8 protein-coding genes are annotated in these 7,790 nt (G+C 60.4%); 7 read left to right on the top strand and 1 reads right to left on the bottom strand.

The genetic code is table 11. The features are described from left to right. Positions 1 to 164: 164 nt before the first annotated feature. The 7 genes from VIW95_RS08920 to VIW95_RS08895 all read left to right on the top strand — a co-directional run bounded on the left by VIW95_RS08920 (position 165) and on the right by VIW95_RS08895 (position 6,039). Complete coding sequence (locus VIW95_RS08920) at positions 165 to 1,154, top strand: SDR family NAD(P)-dependent oxidoreductase (RefSeq protein ID WP_331585529.1); 990 nt, start codon at positions 165 to 167, stop codon at positions 1,152 to 1,154. A 215-nt stretch (positions 1,155 to 1,369) separates the two neighbouring features. Beyond that, positions 1,370 to 1,768 carry a hypothetical protein gene (locus tag VIW95_RS08915; protein WP_331585527.1) on the top strand — a complete coding sequence of 133 codons (399 nt, stop codon included), beginning with the start codon at positions 1,370 to 1,372 and terminating at the stop codon, positions 1,766 to 1,768. Positions 1,769 to 1,812: 44 nt separating this feature from the next. After that, positions 1,813 to 1,989 (top strand): CsbD family protein, encoded by a 177-nt coding sequence (locus tag VIW95_RS08910; protein WP_331585525.1) that lies wholly within the window; start codon positions 1,813 to 1,815, stop codon positions 1,987 to 1,989. 24 nt (positions 1,990 to 2,013) lie between these two features. After that, the gene (locus VIW95_RS17470; RefSeq protein ID WP_349259308.1) at positions 2,014 to 2,166 is read left to right on the top strand and encodes a DUF3309 family protein; all 153 of its coding nucleotides are present in this window, start codon (positions 2,014 to 2,016) and stop codon (positions 2,164 to 2,166) included. 134 nt (positions 2,167 to 2,300) lie between these two features. Further along, complete coding sequence (locus VIW95_RS08905) at positions 2,301 to 2,564, top strand: hypothetical protein (protein WP_331585523.1); 264 nt, start codon at positions 2,301 to 2,303, stop codon at positions 2,562 to 2,564. A gap of 194 nt (positions 2,565 to 2,758) precedes the next feature. Continuing rightward, positions 2,759 to 3,757, top strand: a complete 999-nt coding sequence (locus tag VIW95_RS08900; protein WP_331585521.1) for a glutathione S-transferase family protein — start codon at positions 2,759 to 2,761, stop codon at positions 3,755 to 3,757. A 5-nt stretch (positions 3,758 to 3,762) separates the two neighbouring features. Next, entirely contained in the window at positions 3,763 to 6,039 is a 2,277-nt protein-coding gene (locus VIW95_RS08895) for a transferrin receptor-like dimerization domain-containing protein (RefSeq protein WP_331585519.1), read from the top strand. Positions 6,040 to 6,063: 24 nt separating this feature from the next. Here VIW95_RS08895 and VIW95_RS08890 read toward each other — a convergent pair. After that, positions 6,064 to 7,790, bottom strand: a 1,727-nt coding sequence (locus VIW95_RS08890) for a xanthine dehydrogenase family protein molybdopterin-binding subunit (RefSeq protein WP_331585517.1), incomplete at its 5' end; no start/stop codon positions are given.

The raw sequence follows: 7,790 nt of genomic DNA, 5'->3' as shown, positions 1-7,790 counted from the left end.
CCGAGATCGATCTCGGCGATGGTGGGGCGTTGCGTTTCAATGCTCATCGAAAGCTGAATTTCCCATCTTAGCGCGCGCGGACGCAAGCCGTCAGGCTCTTATCGCTGTGGACGACAGGCGCTCGCCACTCCCCTCAGCTTTGCGAGAATGCAATCATCGCTCTGATGAACACAGCGATCGTGACGGGCGCTAACACCGGCTTGGGCTTCGAGTGCGCGCGAGCGCTCGCCGAAACGCACGACTGGCACGTGGTCGTCGGTTGTCGCAGCGCGGAAAAAGGCCGCGAGGCCGTGAAGCGGCTGCTGGCGCAGACCCGGCGCAGCGAAAGTGAAGTAGAAGCGATGACGCTTGACCTCGCCTCGCTCGAGTCCGTGCGAGCCTTCGCGCGCGACTACGCTGCTGAGCGGCGTCCCCCTCTGCGGGCGCTCGTATGTAACGCGGCGACGCAAATCGTGACTGGCAGAACCTTCACCAAAGATGGCTTCGAGACGACGTTCGGCGTCAATCACCTCGGGCATTTCCTACTGGTGAACCTGATGCTGGCGCAGATGGCGCCGCCGGCGCGGATTGTCGTCGTAAGCAGCGGGACGCACGATCCCGCGCAGACGACCGGAATGCCACCGCCGAATTACCGGCGCGCGCGCTTCCTCGCGCGGCCCGATGAAGATACCAGGCCGCTCAAAGATGAGCGTGGAACGGCCGGCCGGCGCGCGTACACCACGTCGAAGCTGTGCAACGTCCTGTTTACTTACGAACTCGAGCGCAGGCTGCGCGCCGAAAGAGTTGGCACAAATGGACTCGCGATCACCGTCAATGCGTTCGATCCCGGATTGATGCCTGGAACAGGGCTGGCGCGCGACTACGGCAGGTTTGCGCGCTTCGCGTGGCGGTTCGTGCTGCCGGCTCTGCGTCCCTTCGTGCCGAACGTCAACAGTGTGGCGCGATCAGGCAAGTCGCTCGCGAACATGGTCACCGAGCCGAGATTCGAGCGCATCTCGGGAAAATACTTCCAGGGCACCCGGGACGTGCCGTCGTCGAAGGACTCCTACGATCCTGCGATGGCGGCGGAGTTGTGGGAGTCGAGCGCGTCGATGGTCAATCTGATGCCCGACGAGACGATTGTGCGGCTCAGATCGGCTCCCCCGGCGGCATAACGGTGCCGCGAAATACATATATAGTAGTATTCTCAGTTGATTATATTTTGCTTGAGTTGACACTACTAAATTACTAGTTCAAGCTGGAGTAAGCCGGAATCGATATAAGAGTCGAGTCTCGGCCTGATCCAGCCTGACAGTGGTTCTTCCTCGCCTTTGACCACGTTCCGCTAGACCAACGCGATTAGTACGATCGCAAGGCTTGAGGAGGCCGCATGGCACAACCTCGCAGCCAACCTGTTCGCGCCGATCTTTCGGCCGGGGCGGAAAAATTGAGCTTACTCGCCGGATTGACCGCCGGCCTCGCGTACTCGACTTTTGCCAGTTTTGTCGCGAACGCACTCGCTCCCGTCACCGGCCGGCTTCTCGAGACAGATTCTCTTCGCCGCATCGTGTCCGGTCACTACCAGGAGGTTTTCAGCCTCGACGGCGCCATTTCTGTTCTTGTCGCATCGCTAATCGTTTTCGTCCTGGTTTGGTCGTCGATGCGGGTGATTATCGAGCACTGGCAGCGTGAAGACTGCGGACGTATCGCAATCGACCGCAGCTTGTCGGGCGGACCGATGCTCATACCGATGATAGTCGTGCCGTTGCCGTCGGTGGTGAATAAGTAATTCGTACAAAATTGAAATCTCAGTTCGTTAAAGGAGAATGACTAATGAGTGGCACAACTGACAAAGTTAAGGGACGCGTCGAAGAGGCGGCCGGCGTACTGACTAATGACAAGAAGCTGAAAAATCGCGGTAAGATGGATCAGGCCGCCGGCAACGTCAAGGATGCGATCGGAAGAACGATCGACAAGGCGGTTTCTGCGGTCAATCGCGACAAACGCTAGAAGACTAACGAGGGTTCGAAATCCTTGTATACAATTCTGCTCGTAGTGATTGCACTTGCACTATTCGGTTCGCTTCCGATTCATTCCTTCAGCCACCAATGGGGTTATCTGCCTTGTGGCCTGATCGGCACAATGCTGCTCGTGTGGATGGTGCTATTCGTCGTGCGCCAGGCCTGAGCCCGCTATCCACCGTCGCTCCGGACTTGCTTTCCCAGCCGATCGGCAGATGATAAGAATGCCGCGATTGCTTCTGTGATCGTGGTGAATCAGGCGAACGTAAGAGACAGATTCTGACATCGGGAGGAGAATCAATGGAACGAAAGATGCGCAGCGGACTTTGGATCTCAAGTGTATCGGGACTGTTGATCGTGGCCGCGGGATTTTCAGGATGCTCGATGTTCTCTACGGCGAACGATCCGGTCGATTGCAATGTCGTGAAGACGCAGACGGCGGCGGGACAGACTGACGCTCAGATTGCATCCAACCTGAACACCGCGGAGGACAAGGTCGCGGCCTGCCACGGTGCGGAGCACGACACCAACAAGACCACGATCGTCCCCGAGAAGGGATACTAGGCGGGAACACTCCCGCGGGTACCACCCGAAATTGCGATCCGCTGGAATCAGCGGCGCTCCCAGGTGTGCTGACGCTGGAGATCCCGCTCGCCCACTCGCGTCTTACCTCCACGCGCGCAGGATGATCCGCAAAGCGCGGAGGATTTACAAAAGCCGCCGACACTGTGCGATACTCGCCGTCGAGGGATGAACCCATGACCAGCGAATACCACGTCCACGGCATCGAGCTTTCGCCGTACTCCGTCAAGGTCCGTTCGTACTTCCGCTATAAGGGGATTCCGCATCGATGGATTCCGCGCAGTCTCGACACCGACGGCGAATATCAGAAATACCAGAAGCTTCCGCTCGTGCCGCTGGTCGTCACGCCCGACAATAAAGGCATCCAGGATTCCACGCCTATCATCGAGCAGGTTGAAGCGAGTCATCCAGAGCCTTCGATTCATCCGGCCGAGTCGACCGCCAGATTCATTTCGGTACTGCTCGAAGAGTTCGGCGACGAATGGGGCAATAAGTGGATGTTCCACTACCGATGGGCGCGCGAGGCCGATATTCTTTCGGCCGCTGGCCGCATCGCGCGCTCGATGATGCCGACGGTGGACGAAGCGCAGCTCGCCAACGGGATCGCGATGGTGCGCGAGCGCATGGTCCCGCGCGTTTCTTTCGTCGGATCGAATCCAGCGACGGCGCCGCAAATCGAGGACTCGTTCCGCGACACTCTCACGATTCTCGAGCCTCATCTCGGCATGCGCGCCTATCTGTTCGGCAATCGTCCGGCGTTCGCCGACTTCGCGATGTGGGGACAGCTCTACAACGCGTGGACCGATCCGACGCCGGGTGCGATCATTGACGCGACCACGCCGAATACGCTCGCATGGATCCATCGCATGCTGTGGCCGCGAGCCGAAGGGGACTTCGAGCAATGGTCAAGTCTGGCGCCGACGTTGACGCCATTGCTCGAGCGACAGGTCGGCAGACTCTTCATGCCGTGGACGGTTGCGAACGCGTCGGCGATTGCAAGAGGCAGCGAAGAGTTCAGCGTCGAGCTGGGCGGCCGCACCTGGACTCAGAAGCCGCAGAAGTATCACGCGAAATCGTTGGCCACGTTGCGCGAGAAGTATCAAGCCGTTGGCGACAAGCGTGCACTCGATACGATTCTCGATGGCACTGGCTGCCTGGCAGGATTGCGCGCTTAGGCTGCGTGCCCGATAAGTCTAAAATTACTGCAAAGGTCGCCGTCTCGCTCGCGGCGGCGATCCTTCTTTATGTGAGCGTTGGATTCGGCGCGCCGGCTGCTATTTCGTCCGATCAGGCAACGCTCGAACGCAACTTCGATGCGCTCATTCATCCGGATGACCTACGCGACTGGATGAAGCTGCTGGCAGCCGAGCCAAACCATGTCAGCTCGCCGCACGATAAGACCAACGCCGACCAAATCCTTGCCTGGTTCAAGGAGTGGGGTTGGGATGCGCACATAGAAACTTTCTGGGTGCTCTACCCCAAGCCTATTAGTGAGACGCTCGAGCTGGTCGGTCCCAAGAAGTTCGCCGCCACGCTGCAAGAGCCACCGATCCCCGGCGATTCCAGCGCGACCGCGACCGACCCAGCGCTTCCTGCCTATGTCGACTACCAGCGCGACGGCGATGTTACTGCCGAGCTGGTTTACGTCAACTACGGGATGCTGGACGACTACAAGATGCTCCAGCGGCTGGGTGTAAGTGTCAAAGGTAAGATCGTCATCGCACGCTACGGCGGCGGATGGCGCGGGTTGAAGCCCAAACTGGCATACGATCACGGCGCGATCGGATGCATCATATACTCCGACCCTGCACAAGACGGTTATTCAATTGACGAGACCTATCCCGCCGGTCCTATGCGACCGCCGCAAGGTGTGCAACGCGGTTCGGTACTCGATATGGGTCTGTACCCGGGTGATCCGCTGACCCCGGACATAGGTGCGACGAAAGACGCCAAGCGCCTTAGGATGTCCGACGCGCCTACCATCATGAAGATTCCTACGCTGCCAATCTCCTACGGGGACGCCCAGGTGTTTCTCGCGGCGCTCACAGGTTCTGTGGCCCCGCCAGGGTGGCGTGGCGGGTTGCCTATAACCTATCGCGTAGGACCAGGACCCGCGCTAGTTCATTTGGCGGTAAAATCCGATTGGCGGCAACAGCCCATCTATGACGTCATCGCGATGATGAAGGGCTCGACCTGGCCGGACCAGTGGGTGGTGCGCGGTAATCACCACGATGGTTGGGTCTTTGGCGCCACCGATCCGCTGTCCGGACAAGTCGCGCTGCTAGCCGAGGCCAAGGCTTTCGGCGGACTAGCCAGACAAGGTTGGCAGCCCAAGCGCACGATCGTTTACACGAGTTGGGATGCCGAGGAGCCAATGCTGCTGGGCTCGACCGAATGGGCGGAGAAGCATGCGAGCGAACTCAGAAAGAGAGTGGTCCTATACATAAACTCCGACTCGAACGAACGGGGTTTTCTAGGCGTAGGCGGCAGCCAGGACTTCCAGCATCTGGTGAACCAGGTCGCAGCCGATGTGATCGATCCTGAAACTGGTGTTCCCATAGGCGATAGACTGCGCGCGAAGATGCGCATAGCGGCCCTCGCACCAACAGCCACTGAGCACGTATGGACTGAGGCCAAGATCGCGTCCGACCCGGACAAGGACTTTCCTATCGAGGCTCTAGGATCAGGCTCCGACTTCTCAGCCTTTCTGGATCACCTGGGCGTGCCGGTGCTGGATGTCGGCTTCTACGAGGAAGGCCACTCAGGCGGCGTCTATCACTCTCGCTACGACACCTTCGAGCATCACAGCCGCTTCGTCGATCCGGGATTCGTATATGACGCGATGCTGGCGAAGACGATCGGGCGGATCGTAATGCGCGTGGCCGACGCCGACCTACCGGTGCAAAACGCGAGCGCTTTCGCAAGCGCGGTCGCGGACTACCTGGATCAAGTGAAGAAGCTGGCGGACGACGAACGGGAGGAAGCCGAGAGTCAGGCTAAACTGTTACACGACCATGCGTTCCAACTAGCCGCCGATCCTACCAGGTCAAGCGGCCTGCCTACGGCACTCGACCGCGTTCCGCATCTCGAGTTCGCACCGCTGGAGGACGCAGTCGATCGTCTTAAGCGCAGTGCGAAGACTTACGACGACGCGCTGGCGAAAAACTCCTCACACCTAACCAACTCTCAGATAGCCAGAGTACAAGCTTTGATGATGAATATCGATCAAACACTAGCTCCCGAAGCAGGCCTACCAGGCAGAAGCTGGTACAAGAACTTAATCTACGCTCCCGGGCGCTATACCGGTTATGAGGCCAAGACTCTGCCCGGAGTCCGCGAAGCAATCGAAGACCGGCGCTGGTCAGACGCCAATCGCTACGCCAAGCTGACAGCAGACGCACTGAACGCCTATAGCGACAGGTTGAACGCGGCCACCACCGTACTGAACGGCAGCTAGTCAGAACGACTAATCGATGCCGCTTCACGAAGACGCGGCGCTGGCCGCGACGATCCGTTCGCGCGTGATCGGCAAATCCCGGATGCGGAAGTCGTGTGCCCGCGCGACCGCATTTGCGACCGCGGCGGCGGCGGGACCTTGGGCTGCGTCTCCGACTCCCAGTGGCGGGCAGTCAGGCCGGTCGATCAGTTCAATCTGGACTTCCGGCACTTCGGCGAAGCGCAGAATCGGATAGTCTTCCCAGGTCCGCGTGGTAACGCGGCGGCCGTCAAAGACCACCTGTTCCTTGAGCGTCCAGCTGATCGATTGCACGATGCCGCCTTCGATTTGATTGATCACTCCGTCGGGATTGATCACGAGGCCTGCATCGACGGCGCCGACCACCCTCGAAACGCTCACGTCCTGGTCAACTTCCACATTCGCAACTACTGCCACGTAAGCGGCCGTGTTCTTGTATCGCGCGAAGCCGATTCCCGCCCCGCGCCCTTTGCCGCGCTCGGCCTTGAACTGCCATCGCGATAACCGTACCGCGGTCTCGATAACCCGGCGCGCACGCGGGTCCGACAAGTGACGAAGCCGGAACTCGATCGGATCTACTCCGGCGGCGTCGGCCAATTCGTCCATGAAAGACTCGGCTGCGAAGACGTTCGCATAGCCGCCCAGAGTACGTAGTGCGGAGGTGCGAAACGGCAGGCCCGGAAGGCTGTGCAGCACGATCTTTCGATGTGGCAGGTCGTAGGCGGGCTCGGAATTGCGGGCGCCACCGGCGAACCTCGAGAGAACTTCATACGCCTCGGGGAACGGGATCGGCGGATCGACGTGCGCCGCAGCCAGCAGATTGACCGGTCCGTGCGGTCGCGGGCGCTGGCCATGCGGTCCGCTCCAGATCTCGCTCGACCAATCGACGATATCGCCGGCCGGGCTCAACCCGCTCTCGATCTTTACGACCATCGGCGAGCCCAGCGGCGACCATGCGAGTTCGTCCTCGCGGCTCCACTGGATTCTCACCGGACGCGACGGGACCTGGCGCGCGAGCAGAGCGGCGTCGAGCGCGACGTCGTCGGCGGCGTTGTGCCCGTAAACTCCGGCGCCTTGCGTGTGAATCACCACGACGCTTGATGGGTCGAGACCTAGCGCGTTTGCGAGCGCACCGCGAAGCGGGAAGACGCCCTGCGAATGCGTCCATACCGTCAGGCGGCCGTCGGCATAAACAGCGACCGCGCACGACGGCGCCATTGAAGCATGCGCAATCGGCGGTCGCGAATAAGTCGCGGACAACCGCCGTATGTCCACCGCTCCTGCCGCGCGCTCGCCAGTCTGAGTCTCCGAATCGATCGAGCGAAGCGTCGGCAGCAGTTCGCGCCAGCTTCGAGTGCCGGCGGACACTTCGCTCTCAAACCATCGTGCGCCCGCGCGGATTGCTTCGAGCGCCTTGACGGCCTGGTACTCGCGATCGCAACAAACGCCCACGAAGTCGCCGCTCCGCCAGATCTTGACGACTCCGGGCATACGCTCGACCGCAGTCGTGTCGAGCGATTCCAACCGTGCGCCGTTGGAAGGCGGCCGCATCACGCGCCCGTGCAGCATCCCCGGTAGTTCGAGGTCGTGGATGAATGCGGCGCCCGCGACCTTCGCGGGAAGATCGAGACGCTCGACGCTTTTGCCGAGCGGGGTTGAATTCGTGGGCGCCGCGAAAGGTGCAGTTCCTGTGACCGGACGCTTCCAATCAACCTCGCGCGCGACCTGCCAAT

Source organism: Binatus sp. (SeqCode), assembly GCF_036522015.1.
Taxonomy (GTDB): Bacteria; Desulfobacterota; Binatia; order Binatales; family Binataceae; genus Binatus.
The sequence above is the reverse complement of the archived record's forward strand: the minus strand, read 5'-3'. Positions and strand labels throughout refer to the sequence as shown.